Source organism: Brevundimonas halotolerans, from assembly GCF_003730275.1.
Classification (GTDB): domain Bacteria; phylum Pseudomonadota; class Alphaproteobacteria; order Caulobacterales; family Caulobacteraceae; genus Brevundimonas; species Brevundimonas halotolerans.
The window spans coordinates 1-25,705 of sequence record NZ_QTTA01000004.1 but is presented as its reverse complement, the minus strand read 5'-3'; the positions used below and the strand labels follow the sequence as shown (position 1 = coordinate 25,705).

Annotated in this window: 26 protein-coding genes and 1 riboswitch; of the genes, 9 read left to right on the top strand and 17 right to left on the bottom strand. The window is 68.0% G+C overall.

The features are described from left to right. The first annotated feature begins 171 nt into the window (after positions 1–171). Both EG854_RS01490 and EG854_RS01485 read left to right on the top strand, forming a co-directional pair. A complete protein-coding gene (locus EG854_RS01490) occupies positions 172–1,671 on the top strand; it encodes an amidohydrolase (protein ID WP_123285971.1) in 1,500 nt (499 codons plus the stop codon). A 1-nt stretch (position 1,672) separates the two neighbouring features. Continuing rightward, entirely contained in the window at positions 1,673–3,040 is a 1,368-nt protein-coding gene (locus EG854_RS01485; RefSeq protein WP_123286026.1) for an amidohydrolase family protein, read from the top strand. A gap of 6 nt (positions 3,041–3,046) precedes the next feature. Here the strand turns inward: EG854_RS01485 and EG854_RS01480 are convergent, their stop codons facing one another. After that, on the bottom strand, positions 3,047–3,301 hold the full coding sequence (locus EG854_RS01480) for an Lrp/AsnC family transcriptional regulator (RefSeq protein WP_123285970.1): 255 nt from the start codon (positions 3,299–3,301) through the stop codon (positions 3,047–3,049). 116 nt (positions 3,302–3,417) lie between these two features. On the opposite strand from EG854_RS01480, the gene EG854_RS01475 reads away from it, so the two are divergent. The 3 genes from EG854_RS01475 to EG854_RS01465 all read left to right on the top strand — a co-directional run bounded on the left by EG854_RS01475 (position 3,418) and on the right by EG854_RS01465 (position 6,202). Continuing rightward, positions 3,418–4,182, top strand: a complete 765-nt coding sequence (locus EG854_RS01475) for an alpha/beta hydrolase (protein ID WP_123286025.1) — start codon at positions 3,418–3,420, stop codon at positions 4,180–4,182. A gap of 59 nt (positions 4,183–4,241) precedes the next feature. Then, a complete protein-coding gene (locus EG854_RS01470) occupies positions 4,242–4,919 on the top strand; it encodes a bifunctional 4-hydroxy-2-oxoglutarate aldolase/2-dehydro-3-deoxy-phosphogluconate aldolase (protein ID WP_123285969.1) in 678 nt (225 codons plus the stop codon). 581 nt (positions 4,920–5,500) lie between these two features. Next, positions 5,501–6,202, top strand: a complete 702-nt coding sequence (locus tag EG854_RS01465) for a DsbA family oxidoreductase (protein ID WP_123285968.1) — start codon at positions 5,501–5,503, stop codon at positions 6,200–6,202. Between the two features lie 453 nt (positions 6,203–6,655). Here the strand turns inward: EG854_RS01465 and EG854_RS01460 are convergent, their stop codons facing one another. From EG854_RS01460 to prfA, 3 genes are all read right to left on the bottom strand, one after another. After that, on the bottom strand, positions 6,656–8,122 hold the full coding sequence (locus tag EG854_RS01460; protein WP_164461760.1) for a restriction endonuclease: 1,467 nt from the start codon (positions 8,120–8,122) through the stop codon (positions 6,656–6,658). Positions 8,123–8,363: 241 nt separating this feature from the next. Then, positions 8,364–10,337 (bottom strand): phosphomethylpyrimidine synthase ThiC, encoded by a 1,974-nt coding sequence (thiC, locus tag EG854_RS01455; RefSeq protein ID WP_123285966.1) that lies wholly within the window; start codon positions 10,335–10,337, stop codon positions 8,364–8,366. A 139-nt stretch (positions 10,338–10,476) separates the two neighbouring features. Then, a riboswitch (TPP riboswitch) is annotated at positions 10,477–10,582 on the bottom strand. A 35-nt stretch (positions 10,583–10,617) separates the two neighbouring features. Next, positions 10,618–11,685, bottom strand: coding sequence for a peptide chain release factor 1 (gene prfA, locus EG854_RS01450; RefSeq protein ID WP_123285965.1), 1,068 nt, complete (start codon positions 11,683–11,685; stop codon positions 10,618–10,620). A 183-nt stretch (positions 11,686–11,868) separates the two neighbouring features. Between prfA and EG854_RS01445 the strand changes: the two genes are divergently transcribed. Then, a complete protein-coding gene (locus tag EG854_RS01445; RefSeq protein WP_123285964.1) occupies positions 11,869–12,645 on the top strand; it encodes a sulfite exporter TauE/SafE family protein in 777 nt (258 codons plus the stop codon). A gap of 21 nt (positions 12,646–12,666) precedes the next feature. Here the strand turns inward: EG854_RS01445 and EG854_RS01440 are convergent, their stop codons facing one another. The 7 genes from EG854_RS01440 to EG854_RS01410 form a co-directional block, all read right to left on the bottom strand. After that, the gene (locus EG854_RS01440; RefSeq protein ID WP_123285963.1) at positions 12,667–13,266 is read right to left on the bottom strand and encodes a glutathione S-transferase N-terminal domain-containing protein; all 600 of its coding nucleotides are present in this window, start codon (positions 13,264–13,266) and stop codon (positions 12,667–12,669) included. Continuing rightward, the gene (locus EG854_RS13430) at positions 13,263–13,544 is read right to left on the bottom strand and encodes a type II toxin-antitoxin system RelE/ParE family toxin (protein WP_123285962.1); all 282 of its coding nucleotides are present in this window, start codon (positions 13,542–13,544) and stop codon (positions 13,263–13,265) included. Before EG854_RS13430 ends, EG854_RS01440 begins: the two co-directional genes overlap by 4 nt. Then, positions 13,544–13,726, bottom strand: a complete 183-nt coding sequence (relB, locus tag EG854_RS01430; protein WP_123285961.1) for a type II toxin-antitoxin system RelB family antitoxin — start codon at positions 13,724–13,726, stop codon at positions 13,544–13,546. The genes EG854_RS13430 and relB overlap by 1 nt, the downstream gene beginning before the upstream one ends. Positions 13,727–13,768: 42 nt before the next feature. After that, a complete protein-coding gene (gene ispG / locus EG854_RS01425; protein WP_123286024.1) occupies positions 13,769–14,914 on the bottom strand; it encodes a flavodoxin-dependent (E)-4-hydroxy-3-methylbut-2-enyl-diphosphate synthase in 1,146 nt (381 codons plus the stop codon). A gap of 70 nt (positions 14,915–14,984) precedes the next feature. After that, positions 14,985–15,965 (bottom strand): helix-turn-helix domain-containing protein, encoded by a 981-nt coding sequence (locus tag EG854_RS01420; protein WP_241153081.1) that lies wholly within the window; start codon positions 15,963–15,965, stop codon positions 14,985–14,987. A 246-nt stretch (positions 15,966–16,211) separates the two neighbouring features. Continuing rightward, entirely contained in the window at positions 16,212–18,479 is a 2,268-nt protein-coding gene (gene ptsP, locus EG854_RS01415; protein WP_123285959.1) for a phosphoenolpyruvate--protein phosphotransferase, read from the bottom strand. A gap of 51 nt (positions 18,480–18,530) precedes the next feature. Continuing rightward, on the bottom strand, positions 18,531–19,790 hold the full coding sequence (locus EG854_RS01410) for an aspartate kinase (protein WP_123285958.1): 1,260 nt from the start codon (positions 19,788–19,790) through the stop codon (positions 18,531–18,533). A gap of 53 nt (positions 19,791–19,843) precedes the next feature. Here EG854_RS01410 and ubiG point away from each other — a divergent pair, with 53 nt between their 5' ends. Then, on the top strand, positions 19,844–20,647 hold the full coding sequence (gene ubiG / locus EG854_RS01405) for a bifunctional 2-polyprenyl-6-hydroxyphenol methylase/3-demethylubiquinol 3-O-methyltransferase UbiG (protein ID WP_123285957.1): 804 nt from the start codon (positions 19,844–19,846) through the stop codon (positions 20,645–20,647). Positions 20,648–20,743: 96 nt separating this feature from the next. Continuing rightward, on the top strand, positions 20,744–20,956 hold the full coding sequence (locus tag EG854_RS01400; protein ID WP_123285956.1) for a hypothetical protein: 213 nt from the start codon (positions 20,744–20,746) through the stop codon (positions 20,954–20,956). On the opposite strand, the gene EG854_RS01395 is transcribed toward EG854_RS01400, so the two are convergent. From EG854_RS01395 to EG854_RS01370, 6 genes are all read right to left on the bottom strand, one after another. Beyond that, entirely contained in the window at positions 20,953–21,423 is a 471-nt protein-coding gene (locus tag EG854_RS01395) for a DUF6265 family protein (protein ID WP_123285955.1), read from the bottom strand. The genes EG854_RS01400 and EG854_RS01395 overlap by 4 nt on opposite strands. Before the next feature lie 16 nt (positions 21,424–21,439). Then, the gene (locus tag EG854_RS01390) at positions 21,440–22,255 is read right to left on the bottom strand and encodes a DUF6597 domain-containing transcriptional factor (protein WP_123285954.1); all 816 of its coding nucleotides are present in this window, start codon (positions 22,253–22,255) and stop codon (positions 21,440–21,442) included. Positions 22,256–22,257: 2 nt separating this feature from the next. Then, entirely contained in the window at positions 22,258–22,683 is a 426-nt protein-coding gene (locus tag EG854_RS01385; RefSeq protein WP_123285953.1) for a DUF1178 family protein, read from the bottom strand. After that, complete coding sequence (locus EG854_RS01380; RefSeq protein WP_123285952.1) at positions 22,680–23,528, bottom strand: carbon-nitrogen hydrolase family protein; 849 nt, start codon at positions 23,526–23,528, stop codon at positions 22,680–22,682. The genes EG854_RS01385 and EG854_RS01380 overlap by 4 nt, the downstream gene beginning before the upstream one ends. Positions 23,529–23,537: 9 nt before the next feature. Beyond that, positions 23,538–23,795, bottom strand: a complete 258-nt coding sequence (grxC, locus tag EG854_RS01375; RefSeq protein ID WP_123285951.1) for a glutaredoxin 3 — start codon at positions 23,793–23,795, stop codon at positions 23,538–23,540. A 63-nt stretch (positions 23,796–23,858) separates the two neighbouring features. Then, positions 23,859–24,668: a ComF family protein gene (locus EG854_RS01370; protein WP_241153080.1), complete on the bottom strand. Its 810-nt coding sequence runs from the start codon at positions 24,666–24,668 to the stop codon at positions 23,859–23,861. On the opposite strand from EG854_RS01370, the gene EG854_RS01365 reads away from it, so the two are divergent. Further along, complete coding sequence (locus EG854_RS01365) at positions 24,667–25,545, top strand: class I SAM-dependent methyltransferase (RefSeq protein WP_123285950.1); 879 nt, start codon at positions 24,667–24,669, stop codon at positions 25,543–25,545. The genes EG854_RS01370 and EG854_RS01365 overlap by 2 nt on opposite strands. Positions 25,546–25,705: the final 160 nt, after the last annotated feature.

The window sequence follows — 25,705 nt, the reverse complement described above, 5'->3', positions numbered from 1 at the left end:
TCCGCGCCCTTTTCGCTTGAGCCGGATTCCGTTCCGCAGGCTATCCGGGCCCTCCTTACAGCTTTGTAATAAATCCGGCTTTGACGAGGCTCGCGGAACCCTCTTGTAATCGACGTTTCGCATGCTCTGCCGGAGCAGGCGACGATCCGGTTGACTGGGGAGCTGACCACCATGTTCACATCACGTCTGCGGGGGTCCGCATCCGGGCCGCTCGCCCTCATCCTTGCCGCCACGCTCGGCCTGTCGGCCTGTGCCACCACGGGGGAAGGTGCCTCCTCCGACGGGAATGGCGACGCCGCCCCTGCGCGCGAGGCCAAGGCCCTGCCGACCGGCATGGACGCCGCGACCAATCCGGATCCCTATCCCTCGACCTATCGCGGCCTGCCGCGCGAGAACCTGGCCATTGTCGGGGCGACCGTGTTCACCGGCGACGGACGCAAGATCGAGAACGGCGTGGTCATCCTGACGGACGGCAAGGTCGCCGCGGTCGGCGACGCCTCGACGGCTCTCCCGGCCGGACACCGGGTGATCAATGCCGAGGGGCGCTATGTGACGCCCGGCATCATCGATGTGCACAGCCACCTCGGCGTCTATCCCTCGCCCGGCGTTCAGGGGATGAGCGACGGCAATGAGGCGACCAATCCCAACACTGCCGAGGTCTGGGCCGAGCATTCGGTCTGGCCGCAGGATCCGGGCTTCAACACCGCCCGCGCCGGCGGGGTGACCACCCTCCACATCCTGCCCGGCTCGGCCAATCTGTTCGGCGGGCGGGGCGTGACGCTGCGCAATGTGCCGTCGGTCACCATGCAGGGCATGAAGTTCCCGGACGCCCCCTATACGGTCAAGATGGCGTGCGGCGAGAACCCCAGCCGCGTCTATGGCGGACGGGGCCGTTCGCCGGCCACCGGCATGGGCAATATGGCCGGCTATCGCGCCGCCTTCATCGCCGCCCAGGACTATCGCCAGAAGTGGGACAAGTGGCGCGAGACGGGCGAAGGGTCCCCGCCCACCCGCAACCTGCAGCACGAGACCCTGGTGGGCGTACTGGACGGCTCGATCCTGATCCAGAACCACTGCTATCGCGGCGACGAAATGGCCCTGATGATCGATATGTCGAGGGAGTTCGGCTATCGGATCACCACCTTCCATCACGCCACCGAGGCCTACAAGGTCGCGCCCCTGCTGGCCCGCGAAGGCATCTGCGCGGCCATGTGGACCGGCTGGTGGGGCTTCAAGATGGAGAGCCTCGACGCCATCGAGGAGAATGTCGCCCTGGTCGACGCGCCGGAGGGCTCCTGCGCCGTGGTCCACTCGGATGATGCCGAGCTGATCCAGCGCCTGAACCAGGAAGCCGCCGCGGCCCTCGCCGCCGGGCGCCGGGCGGGTCTGGACTTGACCGAGGAGCATGCCATCGGCTGGATCACCCTGAATGCGGCGCGCGCCATCGGCATCGATGACCAGACGGGTTCGCTGACCCCCGGCAAGCGCGCCGATGTGGTCATCTGGAGCGCCAATCCCTTCTCCATCTATGCGCGGGCCGATCAGGTGTTCGTCGACGGAGGCCTGGCCTTCGACCGGTTCGACCCGACCTATCAGCCGGTATCCGACTTTGAACTCGGCCAGCCCGGCTATGGCCAGTCGACCGCCGGTGTCCGCCAGGGAGCCCGCTGATATGACCCGCAATCTTTCCTCTCTCCGGACCATTGTCCTTGGGGCCGTCGCCGCTCTGGGACTGGCCGCTGCTCCGGCGCTGGCGCAGGATACCGTCGCCGTCACTGGCGGCCGGGTGCTGACCGGCACCTCGGTGATCGAGAACGGCACCGTCGTCATGCGCGGCGGACGGATCATCTCGGTCGGCACAGGCGCGGCTCCGGCCGGAGCCCGCGTGATCGATGCTACGGGCCAGGTCGTCGCCCCCGGCTTCGTCGCGGTCGACTCGGGCCTCGGCGGCTCGGAGGTGTCCTCCGTCAGCGGCACCAATGACCTGCGGAATGCCTCCAACACGCTGAGCGCCGCCTTTGACGTGTCCTACGGGCTGGACCCCTGGTCCATCACCCTGCCGGTCGCACGGCTGGGCGGGGTGACGCGCGCCGTTGTCGTGCCGAACCACCCCGGCTCGTCCGGCGGCCACTATCATGAGGAAGACACCGCCGGCGCCGGTGAGGGCGGTTATCACTCGCCCGGCCTGTTCGCGGGTCAGGCGGCGGTCATCCATCTGGCCGAGGGCGCTGACATCCTCGTCCGCCCGCGCGTAGCCATGGTCGCCCCGTTCGGTGAGGCCGGTGCCGGTGTGGCCGGTGGATCGCGCGGCGGGGCCATGGTCCTGTTCCGCGAGACCCTGGCCGAGGTGCGCCTCTATGCCCGCAACAAGGCCGCCTATCAGCGCGATGATCTGAGGCCCCTGTCGCTGTCGCGGGCCGATCTGGAGGCCCTGATCCCGGTGGCCGAGGGGCGGATGCCGCTGATCATCACCGTGTCGCGCGCCGCCGACATCCTGCAGGTCCTGCGCCTCGCCGAGGAAGAGGGTCTGAAGGTCATCCTGGACGGGGCCGAGGAAGGCTGGCTGGTCGCCGACCAGATCGCCGCCGCCGGCGTGCCCGTGCTGCTCAACCCCCTCGCCAACCTGCCCGGAAACTTCGAGCGCCGGGCCGCGCGGATGCAGAATGCCGCGGCCCTCAATGCCGCCGGGGTGGTGATTGCCATCAAGGGCAATGAAGGTTCGATCCACCGGGCGCGCGAGACCCGCTACAACGCCGGCAACGCCGTCTCGCACGGCCTGCCCTATGAGGCGGCGATCGCGGCGATCACGGTCAATCCGGCGCGCATCTTTGGCATGGACGGCCAGTTCGGGGAGTTGCGCGCGGGCGCCGCCGCCGATGTGGTCATCTGGACCGGCGATCCGCTGGAGCCGCTGAGCCAGCCCGTGGCTATCTACATCAACGGCGTCGAGCAGCCGCTGGAGAGCCGGCCGTTCCTGCTGCGGGACCGCTACCTCGGCGGGGGCGAGGGGGCTCGCCCCCCCGCCTACCCCGCGCAGTAAGGACCGTCAGGCGCCCGGCAGGAAGGGCGAGAAGGTGATGACGGTGAAGGTGTCGCGGATGTTGGGCCGGGTCTGGACCTCCTTCGTGACGAAGGTGCCGATGTCCATCTCCTTGGGCAGCTGGAACTTGGCCAGCAGGTCGTACTGGCCCGAGGTCGAATAGACCTCGGAGACGCGCTCGACGTTGTCGACGATGTCGGCGGCGACGTCGTTGGCGTGCCCCAGCTCGCATTTGATGAAGACGAAGATGGCGGTCATCATGGGCGGTCCCTCCGGTCGGTCGGAGGTCTGTAGCCGAAGCGGACGGACGGAGTAAGGGCCTGGACCTCGAAGCCGAGTACAACAACCGCCTGCGGGTGCCCGAGCACGGGGCCGTCATGGCGAGGTGGGCCGAACGGGCCGAGGCGGCGCGGGCCGACCATCCGCACCAGCGGATCGCCTATGGCCCGGGCCCGCGCGAGGTGCTGGACCTGTTCACGCCGGAAGGTCAGCCGGAGGCGCCGGTCGCCGTCTTCCTGCACGGCGGCTACTGGCAGGCGCTGGACGGTCAGGCCTTTCACGGGATCGCCCCGGCGCTGCTGAGCCACGGTGTCGCGCTGGCCATCCCCACCTATGACCTCGCGCCGGCCGTCAGCCTCGGCCAGATCCTGCGGCAGGTCCGGGTGGCGACCGAGCGGATCCGCGACCGCACGGGATACCGCCCGCTGGTGTTCGGCCATTCGGCGGGCGGACACATGGCGGCGGCCCTGCTGTCCGAGGGCCGGGCGGGCGCCGCCGTGGCCATCTCGGGCGTGTTCGACCTCCTGCCCCTCCTCGAGACCAGCCTCAACGACGCCCTCAGGCTCGACCCCCTGATGGCCACCGCCCTGTCGCCGATCCACTGGCCGGTGCCCGATGGCTCCAGCCCCGGCGGCACCACCCTGGACTGCTGGGTCGGGGCCGAGGAGAGCGCCGAGTTCCGCCGCCAGTCGCACGCCATGGCCGAGCGCTGGGGCGCGGGCGGGGCCGACACCTCGGTCCGGGAGCTGGTCGGCCTCAACCACTTCACCGTGCTGGCCCCCCTGTTCGAGGCCGACAGCCCCGAGGTCGCGCGGCTGGTCGAACTGGCCCACGAAACCAGCCGTGAAGCCGCCCCGGCTTGACGCGCGGCCCGGTTGGTCGCACCCCTGAACCCGACCCCTGCCGACCCGGAGCCTGCCTCATGCCCGCCTATCCCGCCGACCGCCTGACCGTCGTGGCCGCGCTGGAGGCGCAGGGCATCTGCCCGGTCTTCTACCACCCGGAGCCCGAGGCCTGCCTCGGCATCATCCGCGCCGCCGCCCGCGCCGGGGCCCGGGTGATCGAGTTCACCGACCGGGGCGACCACGCCGCCGACCTGTTCGGCGAGTTGACGAAGACGCTGTCCCGCACCGACCCGGAGGTGATCCTCGGCATCGGCTCGATCGTCGATCCGGGCACGGGGGCCCTTTACCTGTCGCGCGGCGCCCGGTTTGTGGTCAGCCCCTGCGGCGTCGAGGCGGTGGCCAGGCTCTGTAACCGCAAGCGCGTAGCCTATATGCCCGGCTGCGGCTCGGTCACCGAAATCAGCCAGGCCCAGGAATGGGGCTGTGACGTCGTCAAACTGTTCCCCGGCGCCCAGGTCGGCGGCCCGGCCTTCGTCAAGGCCGTCATGGGCCCCATGCCCTGGACGAAGATCATGCCCACCGGCGGGGTCGAGCCCGAGGAAGCCTCGCTCAAGGCCTGGTTCGACGCCGGCATCATCGCCGCCGGCATGGGCTCGCGCCTGATCCCCGACAAATTGGTCGCCGAGGCCGACTGGGAGGGGCTGGAAGCCCACATCGGCCGGGCCGTGGGGCTGGCGCGGTCGGTACGCGGGTAAAACACCGTCTGAATGGTCTGAAGGGTCTGGAATCGGCGCCTTCATCACCTCCCCATCCGTGATGGGGAGGTGGCTCGCGGGCGCAGCCTGCGAGACGGAGGGGGCGGCGCCTCGGCCAGCCGGGCGTGCATCAGGGGCTTTGCCGGACACGGCACCGCCGCCCCCACCACCACTCCGTGGTCCCCCTCCCCATCAAGATGGGGAGGTGAGAAAACACCGTCTGAACCGTCTGAACCGTCTGAACCGTCTGAACCGTCTGAATGGTCTGGATTGCGTCTCCGTGCCGTGAAGGGTTGGGCCAACCGGACACTCTACGCCACCCCGCGACCCGGTCGGGCAGAAGGGTGCGGGAACGGGCGCGGGCCTTGAAAGGATTGCGAAAACGGCCGGCGGCTGTGCGGGCTGGAGCGTCCTTCTCCCCTCGGGGGAGAAGGTGGGCCGCGGAGCGGTCCGGATGAGGGGGCGGGTCCGACGCGGCCACCCTTCCTGTATGCCTCCCCGGTCCCCCTCATCCGTCAGGCTTCGCCCGACACCTTCTCCCCCGAGGGGAGAAGGGCCATGTAAGGCCAAAGGAGTGCGCCATGCCCAAACCCCTGCAGATCGAGTTTGTCTCGGACGTCGTCTGTCCCTGGTGTGTGGTGGGGCTGGGCGGGCTGGAGACGGCGCTGGGGGCGCTGGCGGCCGAGGGAATCACGGCCGAGATCCGCTTTCAGCCGTTCGAGCTGAACCCCGACATGGCGCCCGAGGGGGAAAACATCACCGAGCACATCGGCCGCAAATACGGCGCCACGCCGGAACAGTCAGCGAAGAACCGCACGATGATCCGCGACCGGGCGGCCGAGGCGTGGCCCGACGACGGCAAAGGGTTCGAGATGCGGATGGGGCCGGACAGCCGCATCTGGAACACCTTTGACGCCCACCGGCTGCTGCACTGGGCGGGCACGATCGGGCTGGCCGAGCAGAGGGCGCTGAAAGAGGCCCTGTTCCGCGCCCACTTTACCGACACCCTTCCCCTGAGCGTCGCGGAAGTGCTGGCCGATGCCGCAGAGGCGGCCGGGCTGGTCCCCGGGTCAAGCCCGAGGATGACGAGGGCGGAGGCAGAGGCCGTGCTGGCCGACGGCCGCTATGCCGCCGAGGTCCGCGACGCCGAGGCCCTGTGGCGGTCGCGCGGCATCACCGGCGTGCCCGCCGTGGTGGTGGAGGGCAAATATCTGATCAGCGGCGGCCAGCCGGCGGCGGTGTTCGAAGAGGCGTTGCGGAAGATCGCGGGCGAGGGGACCTGAAGAGGTTCATCACAGCGAACACAGAGGAAGGCACAGAGAGCACGGCGGGGGCGGTGCGGGGTGCACATATTGTCATCCCGGCCAAGCCGCGCAGCGGCGCAGAGCCGGGACGGGAGGGGCGCAGTCCTTGCCCTCCCGGATAGCCCGCGAGGGCTGAGCCGGGAGCCGCGCGCCACGCGCTCACCCCTTCGCCCGGACAGCCGCGCCGCGCCTTCCGGGCGGTATGAGGGGAGGGTCGGTGCGTCCCGGATCGCGCTGCCGCGCGTCCGGGATGACAAGGGGGGGCCACCTCATCCGGATTGACGAACTGGAACGCTGGCGCCCCCTCCACCGCTTCGCGGTCCCCCTCCCCCGCAGGCGGGGGAGGAGAAGCCCGCTCGCGCAGAAAGCCGTTGATGAAGGTCGTCTTCCCGGCACCATTCGGCCCGGCGAGGCGAACGAGGGTGGGCATCTCTAACTTGAGATATCGGCTACGGGATCAGACCAGTCTTCCGGAACCTCGATCTTTGCGTCCACTCCCGCATGCTCCTTGAGCAGATAGAGAAGGTTGCTGCCCGACAGAAGCTCGATCGGTTTCCCCTCTGCAAAGGCAAATGCAGCCTTGCCGTACCCACTCGTCGTCACAAGAATACCCTTCGACGCACCTTCGTTGTGCATCGTGCCGAAAAGATCGCGAACCGCGCTTACGCCGACCGTGTTCTTATATCTCTTGGCCTGGACGATCACCTTGCCGCCGAGAACTGGTCTTGGATCGAACGCAACGCAATCCACACCCCCATCTCGGGACGCCTGGGTGAGCTTCGTCTCCAATCCCATGCTTTGGAACAGATTGGTGATGAGTGACTCGAACTCGCCGGGCGTAAGGTCCATCAGGTTCTGGCGCGTATCGAGCATCGCCAGCACGTCCTGCTCCTCAACGAAGCGGGGGTCCGCCATGTTAATGTCGACAACAGGTTTGATGGCCACCAGTTCAGCGGGGCTACGGGAAACGCTGGCGTGAAGACGCTTCAGGCACGCTGCAGCATCAACTGAGCTTAGCTGAAGTTCCGAGAACTGATCCCGGTTGACCCGGACAGATACCAAATACGGCTGAACCTGACGGCCCGTGCCAGGGTCAGTCGCAATAACGAACCCGTTGAGCACGACTGTCTGGACGAATCCGGGGTCGCCGGCGGAGAAGACCTCATGCAAGCAACGCAGCGCAATCTGCGAGATGACGTCGGCGTACTGCGCTTTTCGGGACCGATCGCTCCTTGCCTTCTCCCGAATTTCGTCCGCACTTTTTACAAATGAGTATTTTTCAACGGTGGGGATCGCCTGTTCCATGCTTGGCATCTGGAGATCGACGATGATCTGCTTGGATTCCTCGACGTAGCCCACGCGAACCTCGTTCGGGAACGACTCCGGGTATTCAGAACTGGCGAGGGCCAATTCGTAAAATGCCTTCAGCGCACTTGGGTCTCCCCGCTCGACGCCCGCTTCGAAATCGTCGATCTCAGCGTTGTGGGCGTCGACGCCTTCTTGCAGTCTCCGGACGGCTTCAGTGCGTTGAACTAGCAAACGGTTGTGATGTTCGATGGCCGCCTGATACTTGAATTCGCCATCAGATTTCGCCGCCGTGAATCGTGCTGTGGCGCCGGGCATCAACTTGTCGAAGAAAGACAGGGGACTCGGCTCAAACGCCGACCGATCCGGGGCTTTTAGATTGCGGAGGCTAGGCGGAAGCTCGTTTAGATCAATCGTGCGCCGCAGCGCCTCGAAATGCACGCCGGGGTCCGCGTCCAAGCCATCCGCAAGGATCGAAGCGAGTTGCTCGTTGAGTTCTTGAAGTTCTTCGTTGAGATCGGCCGCTTCATCGGCGCGACCTTCAAGATAATACTGCCTTGCGGCACGAGCGTTCGCGCGCGCCTGCCGTTCCATCGCTCTTGAATAGGCCGCCTGGCTACGAAGGTTTGCTCGGTGAGCCCTCTCCGATGCGCGCGCAGCACTCATCAATGCCGACGTGAAGCTCCTCGCCATCCCCAAATCCCCCAAGGCAGACCTGCAACCTTGGCATACACCTCAGAGGTGCGCAAAGCGGATCGGCGGCCGCCTCGCCCCTCCACCGCTTCGCGGTCCCCATCCCCATTCGCCAGCGGCGAACGGGGAGGAGACGTGGGGGTCAGACCTTCACTTCGATGGCCCCGCCCCCGGCCCGGAATTTCGCGCTCATTTCCGCCATGCCGGCTTCCGCTTCGGCTGAGGTCAGGGCGGCGTTGGCGGTGTTGGTCGGGTTGGCGTCCTTGACCGTTTCGGCGCCCGATTCCTTGGTCAGTTTGGCATCCCGGCGGATGTCCTGGCTGATCTTCATGCTGCAGAATTTGGGGCCGCACATGGAGCAGAAATGGGCGGTCTTGTGGGCCTCCTTCGGCAGGGTCTCGTCGTGGTATTTGCGGGCGGTTTCGGGGTCGAGGCCGAGGTTGAACTGGTCTTCCCAGCGGAACTCGAACCGGGCGCGGCTGAGGGCGTCGTCGTGCAGGCGGGCGGCGGGGTGGCCCTTGGCCAGGTCGGCGGCGTGGGCGGCGATCTTGTAGGTGATGACGCCGTCCTTGACGTCCTGACGGTCGGGCAGGCCGAGGTGCTCCTTGGGCGTGACGTAGCAGAGCATGGCCGTGCCGAACCAGCCGATCATGGCCGCGCCGATGGCGCTGGTGATGTGGTCATAGCCGGGGGCGATGTCGGTGGTCAGCGGCCCGAGCGTATAGAAGGGCGCCTCGTGGCAGTGCTTCAGCTGCTCATCCATATTGGCCTTGATCTTGTGCATCGGCACATGGCCGGGGCCCTCGATCATGACCTGACAGCCGTGATCCCAGGCGATTTTGGTCAGCTCGCCGAGGGTGCGCAGCTCGGCGAACTGGGCCTCGTCATTGGCGTCGGCGATGGAGCCGGGCCGCAGGCCGTCGCCGAGGCTGAAGCTGACGTCATAGGCGCGCATGATCTCGCAGATCTCGGCGAAATTCTCGTAGAGGAAGGACTCGCGGTGGTGGCTGAGGCACCACTTGGCCATGATCGAGCCGCCGCGTGAGACGATGCCGGTGACGCGGTTGGCGGTCATCGGCACGAAGGGCAGGCGCACGCCCGCGTGGATGGTGAAATAGTCCACGCCCTGTTCGGCCTGTTCGATCAGGGTGTCGCGATAGACCTCCCACGTCAGGTCCTCGGCGATGCCGCCCACCTTCTCCAGCGCCTGATAGATGGGCACGGTGCCGATCGGAACGCTGGAGTTGCGGATGATCCAGTCGCGGATGTTGTGGATGTTCCGCCCGGTCGACAGGTCCATGACATTGTCGGCGCCCCAGCGGGTGGCCCAGACCAGCTTGTCGACCTCGTCGTCGACCGAGCTGAGGACGGCGCTGTTGCCGATGTTCGCATTGATCTTCACCAGGAAGTTGCGGCCGATGATCATCGGCTCGACCTCGGGGTGGTTGATGTTGTGGGGGATGATGGCGCGGCCGCGGGCGATCTCGCTTCTGACGAATTCCGGGGTGACGAAGTCGGGGATGCTGGCACCGAAGCTCTCGCCGTCCCGGGGTGGCGAGTGGCGAGTGGCGAGTGGCGAGGAGGATACAGGCAGGGTGGAGCCGTCGGCGAGGGTGATGGTCTGGCCCTCTTCACTCGCCACTCGCCACTCGTCTCTCGCTACTTCTCTCCGCAGGTTCTCGCGGATGGCGACATATTCCATCTCGGGCGTGATGATGCCGGCCTTGGCGTATTCGTACTGGGTGACCGGGCGGCCGGGGACGCCCTTGAAGACCTTGTGGTGCGAGGTGTCGAAGCGCGGGGCCAGGTGGCGGCCCGACGCGTGGCCGTTGTCCTCGGGCTTGACCTCGCGCGGCTGGGCCACGGGGGCGATGTCGCCGCGATCCAGCTGCCAGCTGGATTTGACGAGGGGCAGGCCGCGCTTGATGTCGATGGTGACCGAGGGGTCGGTGTAGGGGCCCGAGGAGTCATAGATGGTCACCGGCGGCTCATTGGCGCTGGGGTGCACCGCGACCTCGCGGAACGGCACGCGGATGTCGGGGTAGAGCTCGCCCGCCACATAGACCTTGCGACTGCCCGCCCGCTCGCCGGTGGGAATGGTGCCCGTCTCGCGCATGACTTCGTCACGCGCATCCTTGAGAGGGAGGCTATCGCTCGCGACGCGGTCGCTCGCTGCTTGAGCCTCGGGAGCGCTGGATTTGTCGGCGGGGACGTGGATGTTCATGGCAGCCTCTCGGTATGAGGGCGCCGACGTCGGGCGAGTAGCGTCTTCTCCCTTCGCCGGCATGACCCGGATCAGGTTCGACGGGTCAGGACGCGGTCCTATCTCAGCCGCCTTGCGCGGCCCCCCGGAGAACGCGGGCACGATAGGCCGGATGGGACGGCCGCGAAAGGGGTCAGGAAAACTCGGCCTCGAGGTCGGCGAGGCGGGCGGCCTGGTCCTCGGCGATCAGGGCGTCCAGCAGGGGGTCGAGGTCGCCCTCGAGGATCTGCGGCAGGCTGTGGAGGGTCAGGTTGATGCGGTGGTCGCTGACCCGGCCTTGCGGGAAGTTATAGGTACGGATGCGCTCGGACCGGTCGCCGGAGCCGACCTGGGATTTGCGGCTGTCGGAGCGGGCCAGATCCTTGGCCTGACGCTGCTGGTCATAAAGGCGGACGCGCAGGTTCTTCATGGCCTTGTCGCGGTTCACGTGCTGGGACTTTTCCGAGCTGGTCACGACGATGCCGGTCGGCAGGTGGGTGATGCGCACGGCGGAATCGGTCTTGTTGACGTGCTGGCCGCCCGATCCGGAGGCGCGGAAGGTGTCGATGCGGATGTCCTTGTCGTGGATCTCGATCTCCACGTCCTCGACCTCGGGCAGGACGGCGACGGTAGCGGCCGAGGTGTGGATGCGGCCGCCGGCCTCGGTGACCGGCACGCGCTGCACCCGGTGGACGCCCGACTCGAACTTCAGCCGGCCGAACACGCCCTCGCCCGAGACGGTGGCGATGATTTCCTTGTAGCCGCCGGCCTCGCCCTCGGTCGCCGAGTCCAGTTCGACCTTCCAGCCGCGGTTGGCGGCATAGCGCGAGTACATGCGGAACAGGTCGCCGGCGAACAGGGCGGCCTCGTCGCCGCCGGTGCCGGCGCGGACTTCCAGCACGGCCGAGGCCTGTTCATCGGCATCGCGGGGGGCCAGCAGCAGGGCCACGCCCCGCTCCATCTCGGGCAGGCTGTCCTTGAGGGTCTGCAACTCGTCGGCGGCCATCTCGGCCATTTCGGGATCGGAGGCCATGGCCTCGAGGTCGGCCATTTCCTCCCGGGTTTTCGCCAGTGCCATGACGGCGTCGGCGATCGGCTTCATCTCGGCATGCTCTTTCGACAGGCGCACGATCTCCTGACCGTCGGTGGCCGCACCCATGCGCGCCTCGACCTGCTGGAAGCGGTCAATCACCTGATCAAGACGGGCCTGGGGAAGTCGCAAGGGAAGCTCCTGTTGGACGAAGCCGGTGCTTTAGCGCGACGGGGCGGTGGATACCAAGGCCGGACGCGCTGCGGCAAATAATGAGACGCTCAGGGTTCCCATGAGACGCCCGGCAAGTGCGAAGCTATAATCGAAGCCGACCGTTGTGTGGACGGTGGTGATGCGGCCGGTCGCGGAGCTCTCTTGGACACCTTCCTGATGTTCCTGCTGGTCGGGCTGCTGGCCCAGTCGGTGGATGGCGCGCTGGGCATGGCCTATGGCGTCATCGCGAATACCGTCCTTCTGGCCTTCGGCGTGCCGCCCGCGACCGCCTCGGCCAGCGTCCATGTCGCCAAGATCTTTACCGGTGGCGCCTCGGCCGCCTCGCACATCGCGCACCGGAACATCCTGTGGCCCCTGTTCTGGCCCCTCGCCATCGGGGGAGTGGTCGGGGGAGTGGTCGGCGCCTATGTGCTGACCGGGGTCCCCGGCGAGAGGATCAAGCCGTACATCCTGGTCTATCTGCTGCTGATTGGAGCCTGGGTGCTCTGGCGGGCGGGGCACAACATCCGGAATCGCATCTTCCCGCCCCGGCTCAGTGGGCCGCTGGGCGTGGTCGGCGGCTTTCTCGACGCCATCGGCGGCGGTGGCTGGGGGCCGACGGTGACCTCGACTCTGGTCGGGGCGGGGACCGAGCCGCGCCGTGCCATCGGCACGGTCAATTCCGCCGAACTCCTGGTCACCAGCGCCATTTCGGCCGCCTTCCTCGTGGCCCTGTTGACCGGGAGGTGGGATGGCGGCGCGCTGGAGAACCACGCCTGGGCCATCGGCGGGCTGATCGTCGGCGGGCTGATCGCCGCCCCGTTCGCGGGCTGGATCACCAAACGGGTGCCGGCAAAGATCCTGACCTACGGGGTCGGCGGGCTGATCATCCTGCTTGCCGGCTATCAGGCCCTGCAGCTGGCCGGGATCGCGCCCTGAACGAAAACCGACGGGACCGGCTCAGGCCGGGTGGGTCTGGATAAAGCTGTCGCGGGCCTCAAGCCGGTCAGTGAGCGCGACCAGGCGGGGGTGACCCGCGCGCCAGTCGATGTCCGGGTGGCGAAAGCCGGTCCAGGTGGTGGCGACGCCGGTGGCGATGACGCCGAGATCGAGCGCGTCACCGTCGGGCAGGGCCTGTTCCAGGGCGTCGAACGAGCGGTGCATGTTGCGGGTCCAGCGGTCGATCCATGAGGGGGACTGCTCGCTCTCGGGGCGACGCCGTTCCAGCAGGCGTTTGACGCCCATTTCCAGCGCACCGTGGGCCAGGGTCTGGAGCCGACGGACCCGCCAGCGCTCGGGCCCCTCGGGCGGCAGCAGGCGCGGGCCGGAGACGCCATGGGCATCCAGCCATTCGCAGATGACCGGGCTGTCGGTCAGCGGCAGGCCGTCGCCCGCGATCAGGGCCGGAACCTGAACCAGCGGGTTGGAGCTCATCAGGCCCGGATCGTCAGAATAGGGATCGGCCACCACCTCCTCGATCCGGTCGGCGAGGCCGCGCTCGCGCGCCACGATCCGGCACAGGCGGGCATAGGGGGAGGGGGTGGAGATGTAGAGTTTCATGGCGATGGGTACCGTCGGGCTGAGTGCAGGACGTTGATGAGGCGTATCTGGTGCGCCTCCGCACGGTAGACCAGAATATAGTTCGGATGAATGAGGGCTTCGCGCGTACCCGGGACGCGGCCCTCGCGACCTGATCGCGGATGCACGGAGACCTGCGCGAGGACTTGCTCGAGGTGGGTCCTCAGCGTGTTTGCCCCCTGCGGACTATGGTCGCTGACGTAGTCTATAATCGCATGCCAGTTTCGCCGGGCCGCAGGCCGCCAGACGATGGGCAGCATCAGCCGGTCCGCTTGGCCTTGGCGTCCAGCATGGCCTGAATCTCGGCCATGACCTGATCGTGCGGGATCTCAGGCCCGGGCTCCGCCAGCGACTGCTCGACCTTCGCACGGACCCAGGCATCATGGGCCTCGGCCTCTTCGGTCGTGGCGAATTCGCTGACGATGGGATCGAGTTTGGCCATGCAGGAAGAATGCGCCCTTGCCGCCAAGGCTGCAACGGGTTGCTACTTTGCAGCGACTTCCGACGCAGACTCAACCTTCCGTGCGGCGTCCAGCTCGGCGGCCTTGGCTTCGACGCGGGCGACGATTTCGTCGATCATGCCCTCGTTGGCCTGTTTGTGGGCGATCTTGCCGTTCAGATAGACCATGCCCGCACCCTTGCCGCCGCCGGTGAAGCCGACGTCGGTATAGAGGGCCTCGCCCGGGCCGTTGACCACACAGCCGATGATCGACAGCGACATGGGGGTGGTGATGTGGGCCAGCTTTTCCTCGAGGATGCCGACCGTCTCGATGACGTTGAAGCCCTGCCGGGCGCACGACGGACAGGCGATGATGTTGACGCCCCGGTGGCGCAGGCCCAGCGACTTGAGGATGTCAAAGCCGACCTTGATCTCCTCGATCGGATCGGCGGCGAGGCTGACGCGGATGGTGTCGCCGATGCCGGACCACAGCATATTGCCGAGGCCGATCGACGACTTGATCGTACCCGAGCGCAGAGGCCCGGCCTCGGTCACGCCGAGGTGCAGCGGACAGTCGATGGCGTCGGCCAGTTGCTGATAGGCGGCGACGGTCAGGAAGGGGTCGGACGCCTTCACTGAAATCTTGAACTCGTGAAAGTCGTGGTCCTGCAGGATGCGGGCGTGGTTGAGGGCGGACTCGACCATGGCCTCGGGGCAGGGCTCGCCGTATTTTTCCAGCAGGTCGCGCTCCAGCGAGCCGGCATTGACGCCGATGCGCATGGAACAGCCGTGGTCACGGGCGGCCTGGACGACCTCGCGCACGCGGTCGGGCGAGCCGATATTGCCGGGATTGATGCGCAGGCATGCGGCGCCCGCCTGGGCGGCCTCGATGCCGCGCTTGTAGTGAAAGTGGATGTCGGCGACCAGCGGAACCCGGGCCTCGCGGGCGATCTGGCGGAAGGCGGCGGTCGACTCCTCGTCGGGGCAGGAGACGCGGACGATGTCGGCTCCGGCCTCTTCCAGCTGACGGATCTGGTCGATCGTGGCCGCGGCGTCGGACGTCGGCGTATTGGTCATCGACTGGACGGTGATCGGCGCGCCGCCGCCCACGGGGACATTGCCAACCATGATCTGGCGGCTGGGTCGGCGCTCGATATGGCGCCAGGGGCGGACGTGGGAGAGCTCGGACATGGCGAGGTTCAGATAGTCCTTATCGACGCCGATTGCCACGGCGCACGATGTCGCCGACGCGTCCGGGTGGTCAGCCGTCCGTGGTCATGGCCTGGGCCGCGCGGACGGCGGCTTCGGTGCGGCGGGTCAGGGCCTCGGTGGCCTGACGGGCGAGGGTCTCGGCCCGGCGATTGAGCTGGGACAGGGGGGTCAGAGCCTGCTCCAGACGGCCGCCGTATTCGCCGTTCAGGTAGACATCGAAGGCCGACGGATCAGCGACGTCGATGACGGCCTGGACGCCGACCGGCGCGCGCCAGGCTTCACCGGCGGCCAGCTGACGGGCGAACAGGACGCGGCCGTCGGACATGCGGACGACCAGAATGGTCGGCTTGCGCGCCTGAAGGACGACCTGTGAGGCGGTGGCGGCGGCGCCATAGACGGCCCCGCGAGGATTGAAGGCCTTTTGCACGGGTGCGGTCCCGGCATCGGCGGCGGCGGCCGCTTCGGTGTCGGCGGCGGTCAGGCCGGTCAGCTCGGTCTCAAGCCCGCGGGTGACATAGAGGGGGGGCACGGTCTGATCGGGCGGGGCCGGCTGGGCCACGTCAAGCGCCACGGTTCCGGGGGTGGAGCCGACCGACCAGCTTTCGGGCACGGCGACCAGATCCGACGGCTGGGTCGGCGACATCAGGCTGACGCGCTGGAAGATGTTCCAGCCGAGGACGGCCAGACCGATGATGGCCAGCACACCGATGATGCGCGGCGAATAGCGCCGGACTTCCTCAAAGGCGATGCCGACGGGGGCCTGCAGGGGGACTGAAGGGTCGGGCACGTCGCGCTTGAAGCGCTCGACCGCCAGTTGTTCGTCGACGCCCAGCGCCCCGGCATAGGCACGGACATAGCCGATCGAGAAGACCCGCGAGGGCAGGATGGAGGTGTCGTTCTGTTCGAGGGCGCGCAGATAGCGGACGTGGACGCGGGTGATGGCCGACATGTCCTCGAGCGAGCGATTGGACGCCTTGCGCGCGGCGCGGAGCCCGTCACCGAGAGTCGGAGCATTCGTGATGGGGGGCACAGGGTCCCTCCAGTCGGGATGTGCCCGAAACTCGTCGGGGATGTTCCCCGTATCCAGTGCCATGAGGCCCGACCCAACTATCGGCATCGATGATGCCGCACTCAACCACGATGCAGTGCCTAACAAACCCGGGTGACGGTTCTCGCCTCCCCCCGGAGGTCTTTTGCGATCCTCTTGTGGATAACCCATCGTGGCCCCCCGATCAACGTCCCGTTAAGCATCCGGACCGTTTCAGGACGGGACGCTTCAGAGCACGACGTTCAACTTCCGGGCCAGGGACTCTATCTCGTTGCGGATCGAACCGGCGGACAGGCCAAGCAGGCTGGTCATGGCGCGCTGGGCCTGGCCCAGGTCGGTCGACAGGCACATGCGCTTGACCGGTCCGACCCCGGCAGCGGGAGCGGACAGGCGGGTGTAGCCGAGGGTCAGAAGGGCAAAGGCCTCGAGCGGACGGCCGGCCAGTTCTCCGCATACGGAGACGGGTGTTCCGGTCTCGGCGCATTTCCGCTGGATTTCGGCCAGCGCCCGGAGCGCCGGGGGCGACAGGGGGTCGTAGCGGTCCGAGACCAGCGGATTGGTGCGGTCTGCGGCGAACATATATTGCAGCAGGTCATTGGTGCCGACCGAGACGAAGTCGGTCAGGGGCAGAAGCGCATCCAGATGCCACAGCAGGGACGGGCATTCGATCATGGCCCCGACCCGCAGCAGGCTGGGCAGGCTGCGGCCGCGCCGACGGGCCCAGGCGCACTCGACATCGACCAGTTCGCGGGCGGCGCGGAATTCGTCGACCGTGGCGATCATGGGGAACATGACGCGCAGCTCGCGGCCCTCGGCAGCCGACAGCAGGGCGCGCAGCTGCAGCCGCAACAGGCCCGGCCGGTCCAGACCCAGACGGATGGCGCGACGGCCGAGGGCGGGGTTCTCCTCGCGCTCAGCCTCGAGATAGGGCAGCACCTTGTCGCCGCCGATGTCGAGGGTGCGGAAGGTGACGGGCCGGTCGCCGGCGGTGTCCAGCACCTTGCGATAGAGGTTGGTCTGGGCGTCCAGCCGGGGCAGTTCCTCCGACACCATGAACTGGAATTCGGTGCGGAACAGACCGATGCCCTCTGCGCCGGTCTGGTCCAGGTTGTCGAGGTCGACGGCGAGTCCGGCATTGGTCAGCAGCTGGATGCGCTTGCCGTCGAGGGTGATGGCCGGGGTGTCGCGCAATCGGGCGAACTCGGCCTGACGCTTGCTGCGCAGGTCGAGGCGGGCCTGGACGGCCTCCAGCACATCGGGGCGGGGGCGCAGATAGGCCTCTCCGGTTTCGCCGTCGGCGATGACCAGATCGCCCTCGCTGAGGCGGTCGCGGATGCCGGCCATCCGTCCCACACACGGAATCTGAAGGGCGCGGGCGACGATGGCCGCGTGGCTGGCGGCCGAGCCCTCTTCCAACAGCAGGCCCTTCAGCCGCTCGCGCGGGTACTCCAGCAGGTCGGCCGGGCCGAGGTTGCGGGCGACGAGGATGGTGTCCTCGGGCAGGTCGCGTTCGCCGGGGCGATCGCCGGCCAGCACGCGCAGCAGGCGGTTGGCCAGATCCTCGAGGTCGTGCAGCCGCTCGCGGATATAGGGGTCGCGGGCCTTGGCGAAGCGGGCGCGGTGCTCGTTGCGGACCCGGTCGACGGCGGCCTCGGCGGTCAGGCCCGAGCGGACGGCCTCTTCCAGCGAGCGGTTCCAGCCCCGGTCGACGGCGAACATGCGGTAGGTTTCCAGCACCTCGAACGAGGGGCCGGACAGGCCCTGACTGCCGTCCAGCATGGCGTCGATATTGGCCTTGAGCGCCTCCAGCCCGGCCTTGAGCCGTTCTTCCTCAAGCGGGGTGTCGTCGGCCAGCAGCTTTTCGGGCGGGAGCGGCGGCTCGTGCAAGACGACGTGGCCATAGGCGAGGCCGTCCGAGAATTTCTGACCCTTGAAGCGTTCAGGCCGGTGCGGCGCCACCTCGACGTCGCGCAGTTCGTCGAGGCCCATCAGCTCGCCGGATGCGACCGTTTCGGCCAGCACCATGGCGATGGTCTGGATGTCCTCGATCTCGTCCTCGTCATAGCGACGCGCGGACTGGTTCTGGACGACCAGAACGCCGATCGCGCGTCCGCCCCGCAGCAGGGGTGCGCCGAGGAAGGCGTGATAGGGATCCTCGCCCGTTTCCGGCCGGTAGGAGAAGTTCGGGTGGGACGGCGCGTGCGACAGGCTGATCGGCTCGGCCACGCGGGCCACCTCGCCCACCAGACCCTCACCGGGGCTGAGGCGGGTATTGTGCACGGCCTCGCGGTTCAGCCCCTGGGTGGCAAACAGCTCCAGCTCGCCCGAGGCGCGCCGCAGATAGATGGAGCAGACCTCGGCGACCATGGTCTGGGCGATGATCCGGACGACCAGATCCAGCCGCTCCTGGGCCGGACCGCCCCCGGCCATAGCCTCGCGGATCTGGCGCAGGAGGTTTCTGGGCCCTCGTGTCGTCAATCCGCTTGCAGTCGGCATGGCCCCTCCGTCAGACCCGATAGATAGGGGGCCCGGGCGATATTCCCATGCTTATACGGCTTCAAGGCCGTAGGCGGAATGGAGTGCGCGCACGGCCAGCTCGGCATAGGCCGCATCGATCAGGACGCTGATCTTGATTTCCGAGGTCGAGATGGCCTGGAATTTGATGCCCTTGTCGGCCAGGGCCCGGAACATGGTCTGGGCGACGCCGGCGTGGCTGCGCATGCCAACCCCGACCACCGAGACCTTGGCCACATCCTCGTCGAGGCGGATTTCCTGAAAGCCGATGTCGGTCTGGGCCGCGCGCATCAGCTCGGCGGCGCGGGTGGCATCCCGGCGGCCCGTGGTGAAGGTCAGATTGACCGCGCCTTCGGTGCGCGACTGACTCTGGACGATCATGTCGACATTGACCCCGGCCTCGGCCAGGCGGGTGAAGACGTCGGCCGGGGCGTCGGTGCGGTCATCCAACCCCAGAAGGGTGATGCGGGCCTCGTCGCGGCTCATGGTGACGCCGGACACGATACGTTTTTCCACGATCTCTTCCTCGTCGCAGATCAGGGTGCCGCCCTTGTCGGGAAGCACGCCCTGATCGTCGGGTTCAATGAAGCTGGACAGCACCCTAAGGGGCACTTTTTTCGCCATGGCCAGTTCGACCGAGCGGGTCTGGAGCACCTTGGCCCCCAGCGAGGCCATTTCCAGCATTTCCTCGTAGGATATCCGCTCCAGCCGCCGGGCGCGGCTCTCGATGCGGGGGTCGGTCGTATAGACGCCGTCCACGTCGGTGTAGATGTCGCAGGGACAGTTGAGCGCCGCCGCCACGGCCACCGCCGAGGTGTCGGAGCCGCCGCGGCCGAGGGTGGTGATACGGCCGCCGGCGGTGACACCCTGAAAGCCCGGCACCACGGCGATCTCGCCGCCGTCGACGGCCAGACCCAAGGCCTCGCCCGGAATGTCGATGATGCGGGCCTTGCCGTGCTGGTCGTCGGTGATGATGGGAATCTGCCAGCCCATCCAGCTGCGCGCGCGCAGACCCATGTTGCGCAGGGTCAGGGCCAGCAGGCCGGCCGTCACCTGTTCGCCCGAGGCGACCACGGCGTCATATTCGTCATCGGTGGGGTCGATTCCCTGGGCGGGCCGGCCCGCGCCGTCGGTCCAGGCGACCAGCTCATTGGTCTTGCCGGCCATGGCCGAGACAACCACGGCCACACGCCGTCCGGCATTGTATTCGGCGGCCACGATCCGCGCTGCACGCCGGATCCGGTCAAGGTCGCCCATGGAGGTCCCGCCGAACTTCAGCACAAGGCGCGTCATTCTGACCGGGATCCTCTCTTGAAACTGATGTCGGGGGCGTTCATGCCATGCCCATGGGCGCTTCTAACGACACGGCCGGGCCGCGCAAACCGAAAACCGATCCGGGGCAGGCCTCGGGTCCGACGTACAGCGTCGACCCGACGGATGTGGCGCGCTTTTCGGCGCTGGCCGAGACCTGGTGGGATCCGAAGGGACCATTTGCGCCCCTGCACCGGTTCAATCCGGTCCGGCTCGGCTTCATCCGGCGCGAGGCGCTGGCGCGGTTCGGACGCGACGGTAGCGCGCGGCGGCCGTTCGAGGGGCTGAGGCTGCTGGATATCGGCTGCGGCGGCGGCCTTTTGTCCGAGCCCATGGCGCGGCTGGGCTTTGATGTCACAGCGGTCGATGCCTCGGAGAAGAATATCGGCACGGCGCGCATCCATGCCGAGGCGCAGGGGCTGACGATCGATTTTCGCCACGGCACGGCCGAGGGGCTGATGGCGGCAGGCGAGCCGCCCTTTGACCTGATCCTGAACATGGAGGTGGTCGAGCACGTCGCCGACCCCGCCGCCTATCTGCGCGACACCGCCGCCATGATCGCGCCGGGCGGGATGATGATCGTTGCGACCCTCAATAAGACGCTGAAGTCTCTGGCGCTGGGCAAGGTGGCGGCGGAATACATCCTGCGCTGGATGCCGCCGGGCACCCATGACTGGAACCAGTTCATCAAGCCCGACACGCTGAAGGACTGGCTGGAGGCGGCGCCCGGGGTAGCCGTACGCGGGCCGTTCGGCGTGACCTATGACCCGCTGTCGGGCCGGTTTTCGGAGAGCGACGACGTCGGCATCAACTATATGATGATCGCCGACCGGGACTGAACCTTACGAGGAATTCATCCAGATTTCAGACTTGTAACGGGAATGCGTGGGGGGCGGGGCGTACAGGTGAGCTCAAACTTCACCGGAGATGACCCCATGAAACGCATCCTTCTGACCGCCGCCCTGATCGCGGCGGGCCTCAGCACCTCGGCCTGTGTCACCATCATCGACGCCTCCCATGAGGACGGCTGGCGGGCCAAGGCCGCCACGCCCTTCAACGAAGCCCGTGACCTGTGCCGCGAGACCGCCGACGTTCACAGCCCGGCGTTCGAGACCTGCATGGCCGGGCAGGGCTGGACCCGCGATTAATCCGACGGGCAGCGGCTGTTGAGCGGGGCTGCGTCGAAGCGCCATTCGACGCTGCGGGGCGTGCCCGCGATCTCGCCGTCGATGCGGGCGCGGAGCCCTTCGCCGTCGCGCTCGTAGCGAATATGGGTGGGGAAGTCGTTGTCCGGGTTCGAGAAGACGACGAAGTCCTCACCCTGTTCGGTCAGGGCGAACCGCACCTCGTCCTGACCTGAGGGTTTGACGACATAGACCGCCACGCCGTCCGGCAGGGTGGTGATGAAGGCCAGTTCAAAGCCGACGCGCCCCTGCGGCGACACGGTGACGGCATGGCCGGCCATCAGGCCGACGCGGGGATCGCTCCAGGTCTCGGACGCCTCGCGCCCGTCCGAACAGTCGAGCCAGTAGCCGCTCATCCAGCCGAGGCCGGCGACGGGGTCCGGGGCCGTGGTTGTGAGCAGGGCAGCAGCGAGAGCAGGCAGAAGGGACATCGGCGATCTCCGGTTTCTAGACCGGTTCCGGCCCGCCGGGCTTGTAGGTTTGCGACGCGATGGCGCGCGCCAGCTCGACCTGTTCGCGGGCCCATTCGGTGGCGGTACAGCCCAGGAAGCGGCGAAAGTCGCGGGCCAGCTGCGGCTGGTCGAAATAGCCGGCGCCCAGACCGGCATCCAGCCAGCCCTCGGCGTCCTCGGCCATGGCATGATCAAAGACGCGCCGGAAGCGGATGACCGAGCGCAGGGTGCGCGGCGCGATGCCGACCCGGTCGAGAAAGCGGCGTTGCAGGGCGCGGCGGGCAGCGGCATCACGGGCCGGCAGGGGCTGGTCGGCATGAAGGGCCTCGACCTCGGCCCGAACCCGCGGGTCGAGGGTCCAGGCCCCGGTCCGGCGTTCACCCTCCAGCCAGTCCAGCATCACATGCGCCTGCGCCTCGGGATCGCCGGACGGAGGCGAGAGGCCCCCAAGCCGTGCGGTCATGTCCAGCCGCTGGTCGGTGGCGGTGCGGAGGGACTGGCCCAGCCAGTCGCGCGCGCCGTCGGGGTGAAAACGCAGGGCCACCATCTCGACGGGTCCGGTCGGGCGGATGGCGATGGGCCGGGTCATCTGCCCCGCGAACAGGGCGTGAGGCTGCAGGCGAAAGGTGCCGTCGGTGTCGGCCTCTTCATAGGGATCGCCGAGGTCGAGGATCAGTTCGGGGCAGCCGTCGGGGGCGATCCGCTGGATCGTCCGGCTGGGCCGGGGGCAGGCGTAGGTCCAGACCATGCGCACCCAGGGGCGGAGCGCCTCGGGCGGGTCGACCTCGTGATAGCGCTCCCCCGTATCCACCCTCAGTGTGCCTTCGACGGGTCCGGCGGCGGAGCCGGAAGGGGCGCGCAGGGGATGCCGTCTTCCTTGAGCGCCCTGACCTCCTCGGCGGTGGCTTCGCCATAGATTTCACGCTGTTCGGAGGTGCCTTCGTGGATGGCGCGCGCCTCGCGGGCGAAGGTGTCGCCGACATAGTCGAAATTGGCCTCGACATGGGCCCGGACCTTTTTGGCCATATCGGTCATCAGGGTCTGGAGCGGCAGATCGGGAACGGACCGCTTCTTCGTGCCCGCGACGGCGGGGGCCATGATCTGTTTCGCCACCTCGCGCGAGCCGCAGAAGGGGCACTCGACCAGCCCCCGGGCCGCCTGATCGTCATAGTCGGACGAGCTGGAGAACCAGGCCTCGAACGGGTGGTCAGCCGCACAGGAAAGGGCGTAGCGGATCATGCGTCGCTCGCGGAGCGGAAGGGGCGGTCGTGGGTCAGGGCCGGGATGGCGCGGCGGGCGCGGTCCACGGCATCAAGGTCCAGCGAGGCGTGCAGGATGCCGGGCCGGTCGTGATCGAGGGCGGCGATCACCTTGCCCCAGGGGTCGACCACAGTAGACCGGCCCCAGGTGGCGCGACCGTCTTCGTGGGTTCCGCCCTGGGCCGCCGCCAGCACGAAGGCACCGGTCTCGATGGCGCGGGCGCGCAACAGGACCTGCCAGTGGGCCTCGCCGGTGGGCACGGTGAAGGCAGCGGGGACGGTGATCATGCGCACATCAGAGTGGGCCTTGGCGAGATCGCGATAGAGCTGCGGAAAGCGCACATCATAGCAGATGGAAAGCCCCAGACCGCCCCAGGGCGTATCGGCCACCACGGCACGCTCTCCCGGGCGAACGACCTTGCTCTCGCGCCAGCTCTCGCCCGTGTCGAGGTCGACGTCGAAGACATGCAGCTTATCATAGCGGGCGATGATCCGGCCCTCGGGGTCGATCAGCAGGGCCCGGTTGGCGGCGCGGCCGGCCGCATCGTCCTCGGCCCGGACCATGACCGAGCCGACCTGCAGCCAGATGCCCAGCTCGCGGGCCAGCGCCGACAACCCCTGCACGGCGGCATCGTCCGCCTCGGCCATGAGGGTGGCGCGGCCCTCACGACGCCGCTCGACGCGATTGGTGGCCTCGGGCGTCAGGATCAGACTTGCGCCCTCACCGGCCGCCTGACGGATCAGGGGCGCGACGTGATCCAGACCCGTCGCACTGGTGGCCGGGGTGCGGGTCTGGATCAGGGCGATGTCGAGCGGTTCGGCCATGGGCGGGTGTCAGGCTTCCAGCAAAGGATCCAGCCCGCCGCGGGCGTCCAGGGCATGCAGTTCGTCCGAGCCGCCGATATGGCGATCGCCGATGAAGATCTGCGGGAAGGTGGCGCGACCGCCCGACTTTGACGTCATCTCGGCCTTGAGCTGCGGATCGTTGGAGGCGACGACCTCCTGATAGTCCACGCCCTTCTTCTTCAGCAGCATCATGGCCGAGATGCAGTAGGGGCAGCCCGGCTTGGTATAGAGAACGACATCGGCCACGGGGCAGATACTCCTTGAACGTTTCAGACAGCGGTTCAGCCCGTAGACGGGCGGATTGTTCCCCTATGTAGGCATTGTGCGGGCGGTCTGCACGCGAGCGACGACGGCGAGGTCAACAGCCCGGGCCCCGGCGTCCAGCAAGGCGCGGGCGCAGGCCTCGGCTGTGGCGCCGGTGGTCAGCACATCATCGACCAGCAGGATGCGCCGGCCGCGCAGACGGCCCCGGCGCTCTTCGGGCACGGAGAAGACCCCCTTCACATTCAGCTTGCGGCCCCGGGCGCCAAGGCCCCCCTGAGAGGCCGTGGCGGCCCGGCGCACCAGACTGTCGGGCAGATAGTCGAGGCGTTCGGTCCGGGCGAGGGGCCTGGCGATCTCGGCGGCCTGGTTGAAGCGGCGGGCCAAGAGGCGCGAGGGGTGCAGCGGCACGGGCACCACGGCATCGGCCTGATCCAGCAGGGGGCGGGCGGCGCGCGACAGCCAGCGGGCGAACAATGGGGCCAGCGGCTGGTCGTCAGCGTGCTTGAACCGGAGGATGAGCGGCCGCGAGCCATCGTCATACAGACAGGCGGCGCGCGCCCGCCCGAAGGCCAGCGGATGGGCGAGGCACGGGGCGCAGCGGCCCTCGGCAAAATCGCCGGAGTCGACGGTGAAGGGGGCGCCGCAGCCATCGCAGACGGGGTCATCCAGAAAGGTGATGCGTGACCATTCCAGCGACGTCAGGGCCGCGCCGATGCGGCCCGCCGGCCCCGGACTTTCCGGCGGCGGCAGGATCAGATCGGCCAGTCCACGCCCCATCGTACGCGCGAAAGACTGGACACGCGCGCCGGGACCGGCTTTCCAGAAGTCTCCCTCCGCCCCCATATCGATCCGCATGACCCCCACGTCCGCTCCGCCTCGTCTGTTCGACCCTGCCCGCAGGAAGGCGCGGGTGCAACGGGCCGAGCGTGCCGGGACGCCGGTCGACTTTCTGCACCGGCGCGCTGCCGAGGGGCTGGCGGACAGTCTGGATGCCATTCCGCGCGACTTCTCCGTCGTCGTCGATCTGTCGCCGCGCGCCGGGATCTTTGCTGAAGTGCTGGCGGAGCATGACGCCGCGGCCCGGATCGGGCCGGTGACCACGCCGGTGCCGCTGCCCGACCGGGTCGTGCCGGGCGAGGGGGCGCTGGGGCTTGAGGACTGGTCAGTCGATCTGATCGTCTCGGTGCTGGGGCTGCACTGGGCCAATGACCTGCCGGGGGCGCTCAGCCAGATCCGGCGGGCGCTGAAGCCGGACGGCCTGTTTCTGGGGGCTATGTTCGGGGCGGGGACACTGATCGAGCTGCGCGATGTGCTGACCCGGGCCGAGCTGGAGGTGTCCGGGGGCGCGGCCCCGCGCGTGTCGCCTTTTGCCGATGCCTATGACGCGGCAGGTCTGATGCAGCGGGCCGGGTTCGCCCTGCCGGTGGTGGACGGTGACACGGTGGCGGTGCGCTATCGCGGCATGATGGCGCTGGTGAAGGACCTGCGCGGCATGGGCGAGGCGGGTGCGCCAGAGGGGCCGAAGCCTTCCCTGTCGCGCTGGACGGTGGCCCAGGCGGCGGGGCTCTATGAGGAGCGATATTCGGTGACGGGTGACGATGCGCGGCCCAGGGTGCAGGCGACGTTCGAGACCCTGTTCCTGACCGGCTGGGCGCCCTCACCCGATCAGCCCAAGCCGTTGAAGCCGGGGTCGGTCGCACCCGGGTTCAGGATCGCTCCGGGCAAGGCCTAGCTGTCGAAGCTATGAAGGTTGTTCACCCGGGGATGGGCTGAGAAGCTGGGGTTGCGAAGCACCAACCTCAACCGAAGAGTTCCCCGGATGAACGTACACAAGAATGCCCGTCTGACGCCGTCGGGTCGAGCCTTGTTGGCCGAGCGGATCGAGACGGGCT

Coding starts and splice junctions, on each gene's coding strand:
- EG854_RS01490 (WP_123285971.1), top strand. CDS start 172: ATGTTCACATCACGTCTGCGGGGGTCCGCATCCGGGCCGCTCGCCCTC.
- EG854_RS01485 (WP_123286026.1), top strand. CDS start 1,673: ATGACCCGCAATCTTTCCTCTCTCCGGACCATTGTCCTTGGGGCCGTC.
- EG854_RS01480 (WP_123285970.1), bottom strand. CDS start 3,301: ATGATGACCGCCATCTTCGTCTTCATCAAATGCGAGCTGGGGCACGCC.
- EG854_RS01475 (WP_123286025.1), top strand. CDS start 3,418: ATGGCGAGGTGGGCCGAACGGGCCGAGGCGGCGCGGGCCGACCATCCG.
- EG854_RS01470 (WP_123285969.1), top strand. CDS start 4,242: ATGCCCGCCTATCCCGCCGACCGCCTGACCGTCGTGGCCGCGCTGGAG.
- EG854_RS01465 (WP_123285968.1), top strand. CDS start 5,501: ATGCCCAAACCCCTGCAGATCGAGTTTGTCTCGGACGTCGTCTGTCCC.
- EG854_RS01460 (WP_164461760.1), bottom strand. CDS start 8,122: ATGGAACGGCAGGCGCGCGCGAACGCTCGTGCCGCAAGGCAGTATTAT.
- thiC (WP_123285966.1), bottom strand. CDS start 10,337: ATGCGCGAGACGGGCACCATTCCCACCGGCGAGCGGGCGGGCAGTCGC.
- EG854_RS01440 (WP_123285963.1), bottom strand. CDS start 13,266: ATGAAACTCTACATCTCCACCCCCTCCCCCTATGCCCGCCTGTGCCGG.
- EG854_RS13430 (WP_123285962.1), bottom strand. CDS start 13,544: ATGCTGCCCATCGTCTGGCGGCCTGCGGCCCGGCGAAACTGGCATGCG.
- relB (WP_123285961.1), bottom strand. CDS start 13,726: ATGGCCAAACTCGATCCCATCGTCAGCGAATTCGCCACGACCGAAGAG.
- ispG (WP_123286024.1), bottom strand. CDS start 14,914: ATGTCCGAGCTCTCCCACGTCCGCCCCTGGCGCCATATCGAGCGCCGA.
- ptsP (WP_123285959.1), bottom strand. CDS start 18,479: ATGCCGACTGCAAGCGGATTGACGACACGAGGGCCCAGAAACCTCCTG.
- EG854_RS01410 (WP_123285958.1), bottom strand. CDS start 19,790: ATGACGCGCCTTGTGCTGAAGTTCGGCGGGACCTCCATGGGCGACCTT.
- ubiG (WP_123285957.1), top strand. CDS start 19,844: ATGGGCGCTTCTAACGACACGGCCGGGCCGCGCAAACCGAAAACCGAT.
- EG854_RS01400 (WP_123285956.1), top strand. CDS start 20,744: ATGAAACGCATCCTTCTGACCGCCGCCCTGATCGCGGCGGGCCTCAGC.
- EG854_RS01395 (WP_123285955.1), bottom strand. CDS start 21,423: ATGTCCCTTCTGCCTGCTCTCGCTGCTGCCCTGCTCACAACCACGGCC.
- EG854_RS01385 (WP_123285953.1), bottom strand. CDS start 22,683: ATGATCCGCTACGCCCTTTCCTGTGCGGCTGACCACCCGTTCGAGGCC.
- EG854_RS01380 (WP_123285952.1), bottom strand. CDS start 23,528: ATGGCCGAACCGCTCGACATCGCCCTGATCCAGACCCGCACCCCGGCC.
- EG854_RS01365 (WP_123285950.1), top strand. CDS start 24,667: ATGACCCCCACGTCCGCTCCGCCTCGTCTGTTCGACCCTGCCCGCAGG.
- EG854_RS01370 (WP_241153080.1), bottom strand. CDS start 24,668: ATGCGGATCGATATGGGGGCGGAGGGAGACTTCTGGAAAGCCGGTCCC.